Source organism: Neisseria sp. P0001.S005, assembly GCF_051963715.1.
Window position 1 is genome coordinate 1 of sequence record NZ_JBQCTZ010000065.1, and the last position, 17702, is coordinate 17702.

The 17702-nt window shown below is 47.9% G+C and carries 13 protein-coding genes and 1 tRNA gene; 10 read left to right on the forward strand and 4 right to left on the reverse strand.

Annotated elements, in window-relative coordinates; translation table 11 throughout:
• The 4 genes from ACTHSP_RS09810 to pflA all read left to right on the forward strand — a co-directional run.
• Positions 1-1152: ATP phosphoribosyltransferase regulatory subunit (locus ACTHSP_RS09810; protein WP_440346031.1), on the forward strand; the 1152-nt coding region annotated here is incomplete at its 5' end.
• A 43-nt stretch (positions 1153-1195) separates the two neighbouring features.
• Positions 1196-2494, forward strand: a complete 1299-nt coding sequence (locus ACTHSP_RS09815) for an adenylosuccinate synthase (protein ID WP_314511947.1) — start codon at positions 1196-1198, stop codon at positions 2492-2494.
• Between the two features lie 303 nt (positions 2495-2797).
• On the forward strand, positions 2798-5083 hold the full coding sequence (gene pflB, locus ACTHSP_RS09820) for a formate C-acetyltransferase (protein ID WP_314511945.1): 2286 nt from the start codon (positions 2798-2800) through the stop codon (positions 5081-5083).
• Between the two features lie 139 nt (positions 5084-5222).
• On the forward strand, positions 5223-6029 hold the full coding sequence (pflA, locus tag ACTHSP_RS09825; protein ID WP_314511943.1) for a pyruvate formate lyase 1-activating protein: 807 nt from the start codon (positions 5223-5225) through the stop codon (positions 6027-6029).
• A 66-nt stretch (positions 6030-6095) separates the two neighbouring features.
• On the opposite strand, the gene ACTHSP_RS09830 is transcribed toward pflA, so the two are convergent.
• Entirely contained in the window at positions 6096-7808 is a 1713-nt protein-coding gene (locus tag ACTHSP_RS09830; RefSeq protein ID WP_314511942.1) for a proline--tRNA ligase, read from the reverse strand.
• Positions 7809-8304: 496 nt separating this feature from the next.
• On the opposite strand from ACTHSP_RS09830, the gene fghA reads away from it, so the two are divergent.
• Entirely contained in the window at positions 8305-9153 is an 849-nt protein-coding gene (gene fghA, locus ACTHSP_RS09835) for an S-formylglutathione hydrolase (protein WP_314511940.1), read from the forward strand.
• A 92-nt stretch (positions 9154-9245) separates the two neighbouring features.
• Here the strand turns inward: fghA and recA are convergent, their stop codons facing one another.
• Both recA and aroA read right to left on the reverse strand, forming a co-directional pair.
• A complete protein-coding gene (gene recA, locus ACTHSP_RS09840) occupies positions 9246-10292 on the reverse strand; it encodes a recombinase RecA (RefSeq protein WP_003680794.1) in 1047 nt (348 codons plus the stop codon).
• 147 nt (positions 10293-10439) lie between these two features.
• Complete coding sequence (gene aroA, locus ACTHSP_RS09845; protein WP_314513814.1) at positions 10440-11732, reverse strand: 3-phosphoshikimate 1-carboxyvinyltransferase; 1293 nt, start codon at positions 11730-11732, stop codon at positions 10440-10442.
• 300 nt (positions 11733-12032) lie between these two features.
• On the opposite strand from aroA, the gene cysG reads away from it, so the two are divergent.
• A complete protein-coding gene (cysG, locus tag ACTHSP_RS09850; protein ID WP_314513816.1) occupies positions 12033-13430 on the forward strand; it encodes a siroheme synthase CysG in 1398 nt (465 codons plus the stop codon).
• 51 nt (positions 13431-13481) lie between these two features.
• On the opposite strand, the gene ACTHSP_RS09855 is transcribed toward cysG, so the two are convergent.
• Positions 13482-14087: a CoA pyrophosphatase gene (locus ACTHSP_RS09855; protein ID WP_314513818.1), complete on the reverse strand. Its 606-nt coding sequence runs from the start codon at positions 14085-14087 to the stop codon at positions 13482-13484.
• Between the two features lie 175 nt (positions 14088-14262).
• Between ACTHSP_RS09855 and ACTHSP_RS09860 the strand changes: the two genes are divergently transcribed.
• From ACTHSP_RS09860 to ACTHSP_RS09875, 4 genes are all read left to right on the forward strand, one after another.
• Entirely contained in the window at positions 14263-16125 is a 1863-nt protein-coding gene (locus tag ACTHSP_RS09860) for a hypothetical protein (RefSeq protein ID WP_314513820.1), read from the forward strand.
• A gap of 55 nt (positions 16126-16180) precedes the next feature.
• On the forward strand, positions 16181-16765 hold the full coding sequence (lolB, locus tag ACTHSP_RS09865) for a lipoprotein insertase outer membrane protein LolB (RefSeq protein ID WP_314513822.1): 585 nt from the start codon (positions 16181-16183) through the stop codon (positions 16763-16765).
• Positions 16766-16773: 8 nt separating this feature from the next.
• Positions 16774-17622: a 4-(cytidine 5'-diphospho)-2-C-methyl-D-erythritol kinase gene (gene ispE, locus ACTHSP_RS09870; protein WP_314513824.1), complete on the forward strand. Its 849-nt coding sequence runs from the start codon at positions 16774-16776 to the stop codon at positions 17620-17622.
• A 5-nt stretch (positions 17623-17627) separates the two neighbouring features.
• Positions 17628-17700 (forward strand) — tRNA-Gln (locus tag ACTHSP_RS09875).
• Positions 17701-17702: the final 2 nt, after the last annotated feature.

Here is a 17702-nt window from a genome sequence, read left to right on the forward strand (position 1 = left end):
TCTTGGCAGCTTCCTGAACACGTTGCCGACGTGTTACCGACCAATGCCCGACAACTGGAAAGCGCCCGTGAGCGGCTGTTGGCTTTGTTTCGCGTGCATGGTTATGAATTGGTGCAACCGCCATTGATGGAATACAGCCATTCCTTATTGACGCATATCGATGCCGGTTTGTCTTTGAAAACCATTTTGGTCGTTGATCAGCTCAGCGGCCGTCAGCTCGGTATCCGTGCGGATATTACGCCGCAGGTGGCGCGTATTGATGCCCACTTGCTTTCTGCCAATCAAGGCATCAACCGTTTATGCTATGCTGGTTCGGTGCTTCATGCGCGGCCTGACGGATTGCTCAATATGCGCGAACCTTTGCAGGCGGGTGCGGAAATGTACGGCTTGGAAGGCATTGAAGCGGATATCGAATTGATTGATTTGATGCTGAAAAGCATGAAGATTGCCGACATGGGCGAAGTTTTGCTTTCATTAGGCCATATCGGCGTATTCCGTGCTTTGGCAAATGCCGCGCATTTGGGTGAGCAACAATCGGCAACCCTGCTGTCATCGATGCAGGACAAGGATGCTGAGGCTGTCAGCCAGTTGGTCAAAGAGTGGAAACTTGATGGCATGTGGGCAAAAGCGTTTTCACTGTTGCCCCGACTGTACGGCGGTCGTGAAGTGCTGACTGTGGCTAGAGAGAAATTACCGGAATTGTCCGCAGTCAGTGCGGCTTTGGATGAATTGCAGGCAGTATGCGATGCGTTCCCAAATCAAAAAGTGCATATCGATTTGTCGGAACTGCGCGTTGACAATTACCACACCGGCTTGCTTTACGCGGCTTATGGTTCAAATCTTCATGATGCCGTGGCACGCGGCGGCCGTTATGACGGATTGGGCGGATACTTCGGACGTGCGCGTCCTGCGGCCGGATTCAGTTTTGATTTGCGCAGCTTCATCGGCCGCCTTCCTGCTATCGGACGGGAATCCGTGGTGGCTGTCGATGTAAAGGACATGCCTGTGGCTCAAGAAGCGGTAGATGCTTTGCGCGAACAAGGACAATGTGTCGTTATCGATTACGGTATCGGCTATAACGGTTCGGAAGAGGTTACAGGCCGTCTGAAACAGGTAGACGGCGTTTGGAAAGTAATCGCTTTGAACGATTGAGTTTTATTTTGAAATTTTGTATCTGAAATAAGGTTAGATGGCTATGGCTAAAAATGTTGTCGTAATCGGTGCCCAATGGGGTGATGAAGGCAAAGGTAAGATTGTTGACTGGCTGGCGGAAGAAACCAGCGGTGTAGTACGTTTCCAAGGCGGCCACAATGCCGGCCATACTTTGGTAGTCGGTGGCAAAAAAACCATTTTGCGTCTGATTCCAAGCGGCATTTTGCATGAGACTTTGGAATGCTTCATCGGTTCAGGCGTTGTCGTTTCTCCTGAAGCATTGCTGGGTGAAATTGACGAATTGAACGCTGCCGGTGTGAAAAATGTTGAAGGCCGTCTGAAAATTGCGCCGACCTGCCCATTGATTCTGCCTTACCACATTGCGCTTGACCAAGCACGCGAAGCTTCCCGCGGTAAAAGCAAAATTGGTACAACCGGTCGCGGCATCGGCCCAGCCTATGAAGATAAAGTTGCCCGCCGCGCGATTCGCGTGGTGGACTTGTTGCACCCTGAAAAACTGGTTGAAAAACTGGAAGCTGTTTTGGCTTATTACAATGTTCAGTTGCAACACCTGCACAATGCCGAGCCGGTAAAAGTTGAAGATGTGATGGCGGTCATTGAAAAAGTTGCACCGCGCATTACGCCGATGATTACCGATGTTTCCCGTGTTTTGAACGAGAAAAACTGCAAAGGCGAAAGCCTGTTGTTTGAAGGTGCACAAGGTACGTTGCTGGACATCGACTACGGTACTTATCCGTTTGTAACTTCCTCCAACTGCTTGGCAGGTGCCGCTTCTGCCGGTGCAGGCGTAGGTCCGCAAATGCTGGATTACGTTTTGGGTATCGTTAAAGCCTATACCACCCGCGTGGGTTCCGGCCCATTCCCGACTGAATTGTTTGACGAAGTGGGCGCAGGCTTGGCTGAACGCGGCCATGAATTCGGCTCCGTAACCGGTCGTGCGCGTCGTTGTGGCTGGTTTGACGCGGCTGCTCTGAAACGCTCTATTCAAGTTAACGGCATTTCCGGCATGTGCATTACCAAGCTGGATGTGATGGACGGTATTGAAAACATCAATATCTGTGTAGGTTATGAATTGCCTGATGGCAGCAAAACCGATATTCTGCCTTGCGGCTCCGATGCGGTAGAAACCTGCAAACCGATTTATGAAACCATGCCGGGTTGGAGCGAGTCCACTTTTGGTGTGAAAGAGTACGACAAACTGCCTGAAAACGCTAAAGCTTATCTGAAACGGATTGAAGAAGTTTGCGGTGCGCCTGTGGCCATTGTTTCAACCGGTCCTGAGCGCGAAGAAACCATTGTTTTGCATCATCCGTTTGCTTAATTGATTAAGTGAATAAAAGGCCGTCTGAATTTTTCAGACGGCCTTTTATATGAAATGCAATAAAAATTCAGCCCTGAAGGATGTCTGTCTTCAGGGCTGAATTTTGTATTTTACGCTGTTTTTAAGTACGAATGTTTGGAAAGTGAGATGTAGTGCCAAGTAACAATTATTCTCATTGACGTAAATCAAGAAAAACCAAATCTGTAATTTTATTTCATAAAAACCCCTGTAAATAAATGGGTATTGATGTTATCCTTTCAGAAAATTTACAGTCTATATTTTCAATAAAATTAGGAGCTTGATATGTCAAATGCTGTTCAGCAACGTCCTGCCGCTTGGGAAGGTTTTGTCGGTGGCAACTGGGAAACCAACGTAGATGTCCGCGATTTTATTCAAAAAAACTACACGCCATATGAAGGCGATGCCTCTTTCTTGGCACCAGCAACTGAAGCCACAACCAAGCTGTGGGCGGAAGTGATGGAAGGCATCAAGGTTGAAAACCGTACGCACGAGCCGTATAAAATCGACGCGCAAATCGTCTCCGGTATTACCAGCCATGCTCCAGGCTATATCGACAAAGATTTGGAAACCATCGTTGGCCTGCAAACAGACGAGCCTTTGAAACGCTCTATCATGCCGTTTGGCGGTTTGAAAATGGTGCAAGACGCGTGCAAAGTGTACAACGTTGAATTGAATCCCGAAGTCAGCGAAATTTTCACCAAATACCGCAAGACCCACAACCAAGGCGTGTTTGACGTTTATACGCCCGACATCCGCCGTTGCCGTAAATCAGGCGTGATTACCGGCCTGCCGGATGCTTATGGCCGTGGCCGTATTATCGGTGACTACCGTCGTGTGGCATTGTACGGTATCGACTTCTTGATGAAAGACAAACTCAACCAGTTCAACTCACTGCAAGCCGATTTGGAAAACGGTGTGGACTTGGAAGAAGTGATCCGCCGCCGCGAAGAAATCAATGAGCAATATAAAGCATTGAACCAAATGAAAGAAATGGCGGCTTCTTACGGCTACGATATTTCCGGCCCTGCAAAAAATGCACAAGAAGCGATCCAATGGACTTATTTCGCCTACCTCGCTGCCGTTAAATCTCAAAACGGCGCAGCGATGTCCTTCGGCCGTGTATCTTCATTCTTGGATATTTACATCGAACGCGACCTGAAAAACGGTGTGATTACCGAAACCCAAGCGCAAGAATTCATTGACCACTTGGTGATGAAACTGCGTATGGTCCGTTTCCTGCGTACGCCCGAATACGACCAACTCTTCTCCGGCGACCCGATTTGGGCAACCGAATCCATCGGCGGTATGGGCTTGGACGGCCGTACCTTGGTAACCCGCACCAACTTCCGCGTGCTGCATACCCTGTACAACATGGGCCCGTCTCCTGAGCCAAACATCACTGTATTGTGGTCAGAACAACTGCCGCAAGGCTTTAAAGAATTCTGCGCCAAAGTATCCATCGATACTTCGTCCATCCAATACGAAAACGACGATTTGATGCGCCCTGACTTCAATAGCGACGACTACGCCATTGCCTGCTGCGTCAGCCCGATGGTGGTCGGCAAACAAATGCAGTTCTTCGGCGCACGCGCCAACTTGGCTAAAACTCTGCTGTACGCAATCAACGGCGGCGTGGATGAAAAATCTAAAGAGCAAGTTGGTCCGAAAACCGAGCCGATTATGGACGAAGTTTTGGACTACGACACTGTCTTTGAGCGCATGGACAAATTCATGGATTGGTTGGCAACCCAATACGTTACCGCGCTGAACATTATTCACTACATGCACGACAAATACAGCTACGAAGCCGCGTTGATGGCGCTGCATGACCGTGATGTGAAACGTACGATGGCATGCGGTATCGCCGGTTTGTCTGTGGCTGCCGACTCATTGTCCGCCATTAAATATGCCAAAGTGAAACCGATTCGCGACGAAAACGGCATTGCCGTTGACTTTGAAATCGAAGGCGAATACCCACAATTTGGTAATAACGACGACCGCGTTGACGATATCGCCTGCGATTTGGTTGAACGCTTCATGAAAAAAGTGGCAACCCACAAAACTTACCGCAACGCCACTCCGACTCAGTCCGTACTGACCATTACTTCCAACGTTGTTTACGGTAAGAAAACCGGTAATACTCCAGACGGCCGCCGTGCAGGCGCTCCGTTTGGTCCGGGTGCAAACCCAATGCACGGCCGTGACGTCAACGGTGCAGTTGCTTCATTGACTTCTGTAGCCAAACTGCCATTTGAGTTTGCCAAAGACGGTATTTCTTATACCTTCTCCATTATTCCTGGCGCGTTGGGTAAAGACGAGCATTCTCGCGAACGCAACCTTGCCGGTTTGATGGACGGTTATTTCCACCATGAAGACGGTATTTTGGAGGGTGGCCAACACTTGAACGTCAACGTATTGAATCGCGAGACTTTGGAAGATGCGATGCACAATCCGGAGAAATATCCGCAGTTGACCATTCGTGTGTCCGGTTATGCGGTTCGCTTCAACTCGCTGACCCGCGAACAACAGCTTGACGTGATTACCCGTACGTTCACAGAAACCATGTAATCCGGGTGGAGAAACAAGCCAGAAGCTAAATTTGCATTTGGTTTGTTTTGAAACAAAGCTCCAAGGCCGTCTGAAATGTTCAGACGGCCTTTATTATCGTACAATCCATATAAGCAAAAACATTTTTGAGCCGAACACTATGTCCACGACTTTTGCTATTACCCCCGAGCCGGAACTGAAAGGCCTTGGCCACCGTCACTATAACGGCAAAGGCATTATTCATTCGATTGAATCTTGCGGCGCTGTCGATGGTCCGGGTTTGCGCTACGTGCTCTTTTTGCAAGGTTGCCTGATGCGTTGCCTTTATTGCCATAATCGCGATACTTGGGATTTGCATACCGAGCAGGCGCAGGAATTGGATGTGGCAACCGTGATGAAGCAGGTCATGACCTATCGCCATTATTTGCGCGCGACAGGCGGAGGCGTAACGGCAACCGGCGGCGAGCCGTTATTGCAATATGAGTTTGTACGCGATTGGTTTGCGGCCTGTCGGGAGCACGATATCCATACCTGTCTCGACAGCAATGGCTATGCTTTGCACTATGATTCGATTTTGGATGATTTGCTCGATCATACCAATTTGGTCATGCTTGACTTGAAACAAATCGATCCTGAAATTCATAAAGTGCTTGTCGGTATCCCAAATACCAAAACGCTGAAATTTGCGCGCTATCTTGCCGAACGCAATCAGCCGACGCGTGTGCGCTATGTGGTTGTTCCCGGTTATACCGATGATGAGCGTTCAGCGCATTTATTGGGCGAGTTTATCGGTGATATGGATAATGTCGAAATGGTCGAGCTTTTGCCGTATCACGAATTGGGCGCACACAAATGGGCTTTGTGCGGCGACGAATACAAATTAAAAGGCGTACATCCGCCGCCTAAAGAAACCATTTTGAAAATCAAAGAAATATTAGAGAGCTACGGAAAAAACATTATTTATTAAAACAGAAAAAGGCCGTCTGAAACGAAATAATCAGTTTCAGACGGCCTTTTCATGATTGAAAAAGACTTAAGCGTTCAATGCGGCCAAAACCTTGGCGACAACTTCTGATACTGCAACGGCTTGAGCCTGATTGTCACGGCGTTCGGCATATTCGACATTGCCTTCTTTCAATGCGCGATCGCCGATTACGATGCGGTGAGGAATACCCAACAGCTCGGAGTCATTCAGCAATACGCCTGCACGTTCGTCGCGGTCATCCAACAATACATCCGCACCGGCGGCCAAAAGCTCGGCATAGATTTTGTCGGCGGCTTCGCGTACAGATTCAGATTTTTTGTAGTTCATCGGCACGATAACGACTTCAAACGGTGCCATTGCTTTGGTCCAAACAATGCCTTTTTCGTCGTTGTTTTGCTCGATGGCGGCGGCAACAACGCGGGTAATACCGATACCGTAGCAGCCCATTTCCATAATTTGGGATTTGCCGTTATTGTCCAAGAAGCTGACGTTCATGGCTTGGGTATATTTATTGCGTAATTGGAAAACGTGGCCGACTTCAATACCGCGCGCCAGTTTCAGACGGCCTTGTTCGTCAGGGCTGATATCGCCTTCGATGACATTGCGCAAATCGACAAATTCAGGCTCGGCAGCATCTCGGCCGAAGTTGAAGCCGGTATAGTGGTAGTCGTCTTCGTTCGCGCCGATAACCCAGTCTGCGCCTTTTTCGGTAGCGAAATCGGCATAGACTTTACCTTTGAAGTTGATAGGGCCGAGAGAGCCACCATTTGCGCCGAACTGTTCAACAATTGTGGCAGGGCTTGCCATGGTTAGCGGTGATTTTACGCCGGCCAGTTTTTCTGCCTTAATGTCGTTAAACTCATGGTCGCCACGCAACAGCAGCAGGACGAGTTCGCCTTCGTTTTCGCCTTCAACCACGATGGATTTGAGGGTTTGTTCAACCGGAATATCGAGGAATTCAACCAAAGACTCTATAGTTTTGGCATTTGGTGTATGTACTTTGGTCAACTCAGCCTGAGCAGCAGCGCGTTCGCCTTTAAGTGGTAAAGTCGGTGCCAACTCGATATTGGCGGCGTAATCAGAAGTGTCGCTATATGCAATAACGTCTTCGCCGCTTTCGGCCAATACTTGGAATTCGTGAGAGCCGGTACCGCCGATGCTGCCGGTATCTGCAGCAACAGGACGGAATTCTAAACCCAAACGGGTGAAGATACGGCAATAAGCGTCGTACATATCTTGATAGGTCGTCTGAAGCGAGGCATAGTCGGCATGGAAGGAATAAGCATCTTTCATGACGAACTCGCGCGCACGCATCACACCAAAGCGCGGACGTACTTCATCGCGGAATTTGGTTTGGATGTGGTAAAAGTTTTTCGGCAGTTGTTTGTAGCTGTTGACTTCTTTGCGCACGATGTCGGCAATGACTTCTTCACAAGTCGGACCCATACAGAAATCGCGGTCATGACGGTCTTTCAGGCGCAGCAGTTCTTTACCGTAAAACTCCCAGCGGCCGGATTCCTGCCACAGCTCGGCAGGTTGTACCACCGGCATCAGCAGCTCCACGCTACCTGCGCGGGCCATTTCTTCACGCACAATATTTTCAACTTTGCGCAATACACGCAGGCCCATCGGCATCCAAGTATAAAGACCGGATGCGTTGGCTTTGATCAAACCGGCACGAATCATCAGCTTGTGGCTGGCAAGTGCGGCTTCGGCAGGGGCTTCTTTAAGGGTAGAAATGAAGAACTGGGAGGCTTTCATGGCATATTTTTCTTTCTTAAAAATAAGTGCGTATTGTAACGCAAAATGTATGGCCGCGTGTCTTTTGAATGGCATCTGATGAAATCGGCCGTTATTTTACGCAGCTTTTGATTCAGGGTGATTTTTAGGGATGTCAACCCTAATTTATGCACAAAGCCGCATAACCTTGTTTTACCTATAAATTTTCACTGTATGATTATAGTAAAATCTTATAAATATAACTATTTGATTTTATTATGTTTTATTTGATTAAATTTTAGTCAATTTAAGACTTGGTTTGTTCCTAAAGAAAATTTTACGATTACCCAAAGCTTATCAACAGATTTATCCACAGAGATTGTGTATAGATTTTAAATGCTGTTAGCGTAATGATTTTGCATGATTGGCAAGCCTTGTTTAAAGCAGGTTTGGTTGCCTTAAAAAGATGGGGTAACAACACGACGGGTGGGTTTTGCGCTAACATTCTGCTTATTGTTGTTTCCTTACAAGGAATAAAATGAAAAATTCAGAATTGCATTTGCTGGAACGCAGAAAGATGTTTAACGGGCATCAGGAACGGTACCGCCATTTTTCTCAAACCTGCCGGACGGATATGGTATTTGATGTCTATCTGCCGCCACAAGTCTTAAAAGGCTATCCCGCACCTGTTTTATATTTTCTTTCCAGCTTAAATAGTGATGGTTCTGAATTGGTTCGGCAAAGCGGAATCCAACGTTTTGCGGCTCAATGGAATATTATTGTGGTTTTTCCGGATACCTCGCCACGCGGTCAGCATGTTGCCGACAGTGAGGAACATTATCTTGGGCAGGGTGCCGGATTTTATGTCAACGCAACTGAAGCACCTTGGGCTCAGCATTATCAAATGGAAAGCTATATCAGCCAAGAATTGCCTGATTTGATCGAGCATAATTTCCCGGTAACGAAAGAGCGCAGCATTGCAGGTTTCAGCATGGGTGGGCATGGAGCGCTTCAGTTGGCTTTGAAGCATCCCGGCCGATATGCTGCAGTTTCAGCCTTTGCGCCTTTATGTCATCCAATCGATACGGAAGGAGGCAGGCAGGCGTTTTCAACTTATTTGGGTCAAAACATGGAAACATGGAAACGCTATGACAGTACAGAGCTGCTTCAAACGACCTCGCATAAATTGCCTGTTTTGATTGATGTCGGCAGTGAAGATGCTTTGCATCCTGAAGTCCTGCAACCGGAAGCGTTTGTCCGCTCAGCACGAGAAAAAGGTTTCAATATCCAATATAAAGTACGCCCGGGCTATGGGCATGACTATTTCTTTATTGCCAGCTTCATCGATTCGCATATTGAGTTTCACGCTCAGGCATTAAGGCTTTAAGCAGTATTGAATAAAAGGCCGTCTGAAATCCGATTAATGGTTGGATTTCAGACGGCCTTTATTTGGTCTTTAACCTTTAATTTCAAACAGACTTATTCCTCAGGACGTTCGCCGTCGGTATCATCCAATTTGCCTTCGGTAATATCGACATTGATACCGACTGCCGCACGGATTTTGGCATCGATTTCGTTGGCGATATCAGGATTTTCTTTCAGCCAAACGCGTACATTGTCTTTACCTTGGCCGATTTTTGCGCCGTTGTAGCTGTACCATGCACCGGATTTTTCAACGATGTCATGTTTGACGCCCAAGTCGATCAATTCGCCTTCCCAGCTGATGCCTTCGCCGTAAAGAATATCGAATTCGGCTTGACGGAATGGAGGCGCAACTTTGTTTTTGATGACTTTGACTTTGGTTTCATTACCAATGACGTCATCGCCTTTTTTAATCTGACCTGTACGGCGGATATCGAGGCGGACGGAGGCGTAGAATTTGAGCGCGTTACCGCCGGTCGTGGTTTCAGGGCTGCCGAACATCACGCCGATTTTCATACGGATTTGGTTAATGAAAACAACCAATGTGTTGGTGCGTTTGATGTGGCCGGTCAGTTTGCGCAGGGCTTGGCTCATCAGGCGGGCTTGCAGGCCGACGTGGCTGTCGCCCATTTCGCCTTCGATCTCGGCTTTAGGCACAAGTGCGGCTACGGAGTCGACAACGACCATATCGATACCGCCTGAGCGTACCAATGTATCGCAGATTTCCAATGCCTGTTCACCGGTATCCGGTTGGGAGAGATAGAGTTCTTCGACTTTTACGCCGAGTTTGCGGGCGTAAATCGGGTCAAAAGCATGCTCGGCATCGATGAATGCGCAGATGCCGCCATTTTTTTGGCATTGGGCAATGGCTTCGAGACAGAGTGTGGTTTTACCGGAGGATTCCGGGCCAAAAATTTCAACCACGCGGCCGCGGGGCAGACCGCCAACGCCGAGTGCCAAGTCCACGCCGAGGGAGCCGGTGGAAATAACATCAAGGTTTTCTTCCTGTTGGCTGCCGTCCATTTTCATGATGGAGCCTTTGCCAAAGTTTTTTTCGATTTGGGCAAGTGCGGCGGCTAAGGCTTTGCTTTTTTCGTCTGACATGTTTTCTCTCCGAAAGGAAATATGAATCGCTAAGAATTTATTTAGCTATTATCGCATAAATTAAGAAAAAGTATAGTTTTATTTTTATTTTTCAGACGGCCTGTGTTTTTTGTATGCAACAGGCCGTCTGAAAATTTGAATAATCAATCAGTTGGTCAATGATGCAAAAACTTGGAAATAGTCGGGGAAAGTTTTATGCGTACATTTCGGGTCGTTGATGATGACGGGGACGCCCAAAAGCGAAACCAGCGAGAAACACATGGCCATGCGGTGGTCATCGTAAGTATCGATGACGGCATCGGGGGTAAGTGTTTCGGGCGGCGTAATATGGATGGCTTCGGCCTCTTCAATAACTTCTGCCCCAAGTTTACGCAGTTCGGTTGCCATGGCGGCGATACGGTCAGTTTCTTTGACGCGCCATGAGCCGATATTGCGCAGGGTGCAGGGCTGTTTGGTGGCCAGTGCGACGATAGCCAGAGTCATGGCCGCATCAGGGATATGGTTGGCATCCAAATCAAAAGCCTGAATCTTGCGCTCGGCGGGACGGGAAATCTCAACAAAATTTTCGCCCCAAATAACATCCGCACCGATTTTCTCCAGTTCGCGTGCAAAGGCAACGTCGCCTTGGATGCTGTGTGCGCCGATGCCGGTCACGCGGATGGGTGTACCAGCAATCAGACCTGCGCCTAAGAAATAAGACGCGCTGGAGGCATCGCCTTCTACATATAAATGTTCGGGCGCATGATATTTGGCACCGGCCGGGATTTTAAATACACGGTAGTTTTCATTGATGATGTCCACACCGAACTGTGCCATCAGCTTGAGCGTGATGTCGATATAAGGTTTGGAAATCAACTCGCCTACCATCTGGATTTCAAATGCTTGTCCGGTCAACGGCAAAGCCATCAGCAGGGCGGTCAGGAATTGGCTGGAAACATTGCCTTTAATCGGAATAACGCGCTCGCCGTTGTCTTGGCGTTTGCCGATCTGAAGCGGAGGGTAGTTTTCATTGCCCAGATATTGTACGACCGCACCTGCAATGCGCAACGAGTCCACCAAATCGCCGATGGGGCGTTCGTGCATACGCGGTACGCCATGCAGATGATAGTCGCCACCTAAAACGGCAAGTGCGGCAGTCAAGGGTCGGAATGCCGTACCGGCGTTGCCTAAAAACAAATCAGCGATTTGGTTGGGAAAGCGGCCGCCGGTGCCATGAACTTTCAGACGGCCTTCAGGTAAAGATTCAATTTGTACGCCGAGTTTATCGAGTGCTTCAAGCATTCGGTCGGTATCGTCGGATTTGAGCAAAGAATGGATTTCGCAAACGTTGTCGGAGAGTGCGGCCAAGAGTAGCGTGCGGTTGCTGATGCTTTTGGAACCGGGCAGGGCAACGGTCGAAGGCTTGAGTGTAGAAGCGGGCAGGCGGATGGATTCGGTCATGGCTGGACTAAGCTCGTTTGAATTGTAAATTAGACCGATATTATACGCAGGCAAAGGCCGTCTGAAAAATGAAGAGGGCGCAATTTATTTGTGAAAAAATGAATTTTTATATCGTTACACTATTTCCCAATCGTTTATTTTGAAATTTTCTGCTTCTGTTTTGTGTTTGCCGCTATAACTTATTTTGTTGTGGCAGGTATATAACCAAACACCATAAGAAAATCAGAAACCATTCTTTCCTATTTTTTCAGACGGCCTTTAATATCGGCGGACAATCATTGATAAAGCAAGAGCACGACCATGAGCCATTATCCTTTGTTTGCCGATTTGAGAAACCGCCCTGTTTTACTGGCAGGTGCGGGTAAGGTTGCCGAGCGCAAGGCGGAAAGCCTGTTGTCTGCCGGAGCGTACGTGCGTGTTGTTGCGGAAACGTTGAATCCGCAGTTTCAGCAATGGGCGGCTGAAGGGAATATAGTTTGGTTGGGCGGTTTGTTTGAAGAAGCTATGTTGGACGAGGTGTATTTCGTTATTGCGGCGACGGATAATGGCATGTTTAACCGCCGTGTTTTTGACGCGGCGGAACGACGGGCGAAATTGTGCAATACGGTGGATACGGCGGATTTGTGTTCGTTTATTGTGCCTGCCGTGGTGGATAGGGGGTCGTTGAAGATAGCCATATCCAGCGGTGGGACTGCGCCTGTATTGGCACGGAAATGGCGGCAGATTATTGAAACATTGATTCCGTTGCATACGGGCACGATGGCGCGTATTGCAGGTAAATGGCGCGAAAAGGTTAAACAGACGATTCATCATGTCGAACGACGCCGTTATTTTTGGGAAAAGTTGTTCGACAGCCGTTTCAGTATTTTTGCGGCTCAAAACAATATCGAGGCGGCAGAACGTGAATTGATCACGCAGTTGAATCGGGAAACGCCGTTTGGCGGCGAAGTGGTTTTGGTGGGCGCAGGGCCGGGAGATCCGGGTTTGCTGACCATACATGCTTTGCAGGCGATTCAGGCTGCGGATACGGTGTTTTACGATGCTTTGGTGTCGGATGAGATTTTGGCGATGGTGCGTAAAGATGCGGTGAAAATCAGCGTGGGCAAACGCGCCGGTGCGCACCATGTTCAGCAGGAAGAAACCAACCGTCTATTGGTTGAACACGCTCAAAAAGGCGAGCGTGTGGTAAGGTTGAAAGGCGGTGATCCTTTTGTTTTCGGGCGCGGTGGGGAGGAAGTGCAAACCCTGCATCAGGCTGGAATCACTTACCGCATTGTGCCGGGCATTACTGCTGCGCTTGGAGCTACTGCTTATGCCGGTATTCCGTTAACCCATCGCGATTGCGCCCAAAGTGCTTTATTTGTAACTGGCCACAGCAAACACGAGGGCAATCAGCCTGATTGGCAGACTTTGGCGTTAAGCCGTCAAACGCTGGTGATTTATATGGGTACGCTTAAAGCGGCTGAAATTGCGGAAAAACTGATGGCTTATGGCAGACAGCCTTCTACGCCTGTTGCCGTGATTTCCAATGGAACTTTACCGCATCAAACCGTGCGGACAGGCCGTCTGAAAGATTTGGGCTTGTTGGCTGCCGAGGCAGAACGTCCGGCTTTAATAGTGATTGGCGAAGTGGTTGCACTGCGTGATGAGATGAAATGGTTTGGGGAATTTGTCGAATGCTATGAAGAAGCTGCGTAAAGGATTGATCAAACAAGGCCGTCTGAATATTGGTTTTCAGACGGCCTTGCCTTATTTAGAAGCTTGGCAATATTGCTGATAACGTTCTGCTAGCCCATATATAATGATTGCTGTCAGACCCCAAATGTCATAGTGTCGGAAAGGCAGGGCGGGGAGGGCGATGGTTTGATTGTTGTGATGAAGTTGACGGAATGTGTAGTTTTGCAGGTTTAAGGCGAAATCCAAAGGCAGATAAAAAATTTCTGCTACTTCATCGGGATTTGCTTTGGGGTTGACGGACTGGGTGCAAATTGCCGGAATAGGCGTAACACGATAGCCGGAAGGCGTGTCATAAAAGGGTAGCGGCGCAAAAGTCTGCCATGCGGTAATCGGAATGGCGGTTTCTTCATAAGCTTCTCTTAACGCCGTTGCCGTTAGGCTGTCGTCTTGGGTATCTTTGCGGCCACCGGCAAAGGCGATTTGTCCAGTGTGTTGCCTTAAGGTCTCGGCCCTTTTGGTCAGTAAGATTTGCCACGCACCTTCATGCAAGACAATGCCGACCAAAACGGCAGCTTCTTTGACCGTGTGGGCGGTAAATAATTGATTGCGCTCTGCTTGCATACAGCTGCTGAAGCGTGAAGATTGAGTTAGGAAATGGATAAGTTGGTCGGTATTCATTTTTGGCGCTGATCATTTTATGCAGATGAGGATTACACAAGGTTTACGGTTACCGTGTCAACAAAATAGGGTGCGTGTGTTACAGTTATGCCTGAATGATAAATAAAGCTTTGCATCTGTTCTGCAAGTGCTTAGGCCGTCTGAAAATGCCGGCAGGTTCTCAAAAAGGATAGTTATGTTGTTTTCCCCATCCCGTATTCGAGTAGCAGCTGCGGCTGTAATGATGTTGTTTGCTACACAAACTTTTGCCGCGCCCGGCGATTCAAAGGCTGTTTTTGAATCGGCTAAGATTATCAAAAAGAAAAGCCGTGCCGACCGTTTTTCTCCTGAAGAGCGCGAGCAGGAGCGGATACGTCTGTTGGGTATACAAAACCGTACCTCGCAGGTTTTCACTTTGTTAAATTCAGAACTGGCTCTGCAAAAGGGTGATGCCGCCTCTGCACTGTTTACTTATATTTTGACGTTGCATCGCACCAAATCTCCCGAAGTGGCCGAACGAGCTTTGGAGATGGCGGTTTCTTTAAATGCCTTTGAACAGGCTGAAGCCATTTACCAAAAATGGCGCGAAATCGAGCCTGAGCCTGGTGAAACACAAAAGCGTATGACTTGGTTGCGCAATTTGCTACTGGGTAAAGCCGATAAGAATTTGAGCGGATTGGACAAGGTGATTGCCGGCGGTAGTGAAGATGAGCAAAAGCGCGTGTTCCTGCTTTTGGCACAAACCGCAGCCCAACAGCCGAATCTGACCAGCGATGCGGTCAAGCAAGTACATAAAACGGCACTGAATTATAAAGACTTCCCTGAAGCGGCGATTGCGGATGCAATTTTTAGTGCAAAAGACAGTCAAAAGAAACACGCCATTGCGGCATTGCAACGATTGGCCAAATTGGATAACGAAATTCTGCCGCCAACTTTTGTTACCCTGCGGCTGATGGCGCAACGGCATCCTGATATTTTGGACGGCTTCTTCAAAGATACAGACACCAAAACCTTATCTCCGATTTGGCAGGAATTGGACATCGCCAATTTGATCGCCCATGGCCAAAATGATAAGGCATTCAAGCGTTTGCAGACTTTGTTGGAAGAAAACCCTAATCCTGATTTGTATATTCAGGCCGCCTTATTGTCAGCCAGTAAGACGGAAAATATTTCTGCGGTAAACAGCTATCTGGAAAAGGCTTATAAAGCCGGTACGGAAGAGCAGCGCAGCCGTGCGGCGTTGATTGGTGCGGTTTCTTATAATGATGCTGAAGAATTTGCCAAAGCCAAACAATGGTTGGATAAGGTAACGGCTACGGCTTATACATTTGATAAAACCATTTTGGCTGCTTCCATTGAAGCCAAACAGGGCAACCATAAGGAGGCTTGGGCCTTGGTGCAACGCGCACAAAAAATGCCCGAGCAAAGAGGACGTTATTTTGAAGCCAGTGATTTGCTGAATACGGCTTTGTTCGTATTGTCTAAAAATACCAATCTTCAAGAATCGTTGAACGCTTTGAACAGCTTGGTAAATTCCACCGAAAAATCCTTGAAAACCCAAGCTTCTCCAGAGTTGCTTGCCAATGTGCTGTATCAGCGTTCGATGGTTTATGAGAAGCTGAATCAGCCAGGAAAGGTGATTGCCGATTTGCGCCGTGTGGTTGAACTGTATCCGGACAATCCGCACGGTTGGAATGCTTTGGGCTATACCTTGTTGTCAAACGGCAAGAATTTGGAGGAAGCGTTTAAAATGGTTCAGACGGCCTATCAAATGGAGCCGGAAAGCGCAGCAATTAATGACAGTGTAGGCTGGGCTTATTATCTTAAAGGCGATGCGCAAATGGCGCTTCCATATATCCAATATGCCTACGAAAAAGAACCTGAAGCCGAAGTCGCCGCGCATTTGGGCGAAGTCCTATGGACGCTTGGAGACCAAGACAAGGCCAAAGAAATCTGGAATGACGGTTTGAAACGCGGAAGTAATCTCCGAGTATTAAAAGAGACAATGTCCAAATTCGGTATAACGTCCAGTAAACCGCATACTCAAAAACACAAATAAAACCAAAGGCCGTCTGAAAAGCGTTTAATTTCAGACGGCCTGTGAAGGAATATCCATGAATTTGAAACAATTATCATCGGTTGCAGCCTTATTGCTTTTAGCCGCTTGTGCACAGCCAAACTTTCCTCAGCAAAACAGTTGGCAAGCAGCAGAGCAGGTGCAGGATTTTAGTGCGGATGGCCGATTGGCTGTCAAAGTGGAAGGAAAAGGCTCTTATGCCAATTTTGACTGGACTTATCAGAACGCGGTTCAAACCATTGATGTGAATACACCATTGGGCAATACCGTTGGCCAGCTGTGTCAAGATAGCGAAGGCGTATTGGCAGTAGACAGTAAGGGTAAGGTTTATCAGGCGGAAACGGCTGAGGAATTGAGCAGACAGCTTTTAGGCTTTGCTTTGCCGGTTCAATATCTGCATATTTGGGCTGATGGTAAACGCGTTGCCAATGCGCCATACAAAATCCTGCCTGATGGCCGTCTGGAGCAGTTTGACTGGACAATATTGCGCACTTTAAATAGTTCAGGACAGCCCAAAACACTTCAACTTGAGAATGCTAAGTTTAATATCCGCTTGGTGTTCGATACAGTAAACCACTCTTTGGATAAGAATGGACAAACCCGATGCGCAGCACGCAAATAGAGGATGCCATGTCAGTTTTAGAGGAAATCCAAGCCTTTCCTGCGCCGGCTAAATTAAATTTGGATTTGAGGATTACCGGCCGTAGGAGCGATGGTTATCATAATTTGGAAAGTATTTTCTGTTTGATCGGCTTATACGATACCGTTCATCTGAAAATCCGTACTGATGGGCAGATTATTCTGCATACGCCGGTCGAAGGGCTTGAACCTGAGCAAGACTTGACTTATCGGGCGGCTAAATTATTACTGCCATATGCAAGCGTAGCGCACGGTGTCGAAATCTGGTTGGATAAAGTGATTCCAACCGGAGGCGGATTGGGCGGCGGAAGCTCTGATGCAGCCACGGTTTTAATGGTTTTAAACCAATGGTGGCAATGCGGTTTGAGTAGGCAGCAACTGATTGATTTAGGCGTAAGTCTTGGTGCAGATGTTCCTTTTTTTATTTTTGGCAGAAGTGCTTTTGCCAAAGGCGTGGGTGAGAAGCTGGCTGAAATAGATGTCCCTAAACAATGGTATGTTATCGTTAAGCCACCTGTTCATGTAGCGACCGCTAAAATTTTTGCACATGAAGGCTTGACACGGGATTCCAAACCCAGCATAATGCCGACTTTCCAATCGTTACAGCCATTTCAAAATGATATGCAGGCGGTTGTGTTTCAGGAATATCCTGAAGTTTGGAAGGCTTATGTTGAGTTATCCCAATATGGTTATACATTAATGACCGGTTCTGGGGCTTGTTTGTTTATAGCAAGTGCATCTCATCAAGAAGCAAATACAATTTACCAACAGGTTTCTCAATCATATGAAGCTTATTGTGTGGAAGGATTAGATATTCATCCGCTGTTTCATATGATTTAGTAAGTTGGGGAGTCGTCAAGCGGTTAAGACACTGGATTTTGATTCCAGCATGCGAAGGTTCGAATCCTTCCTCCCCAGCC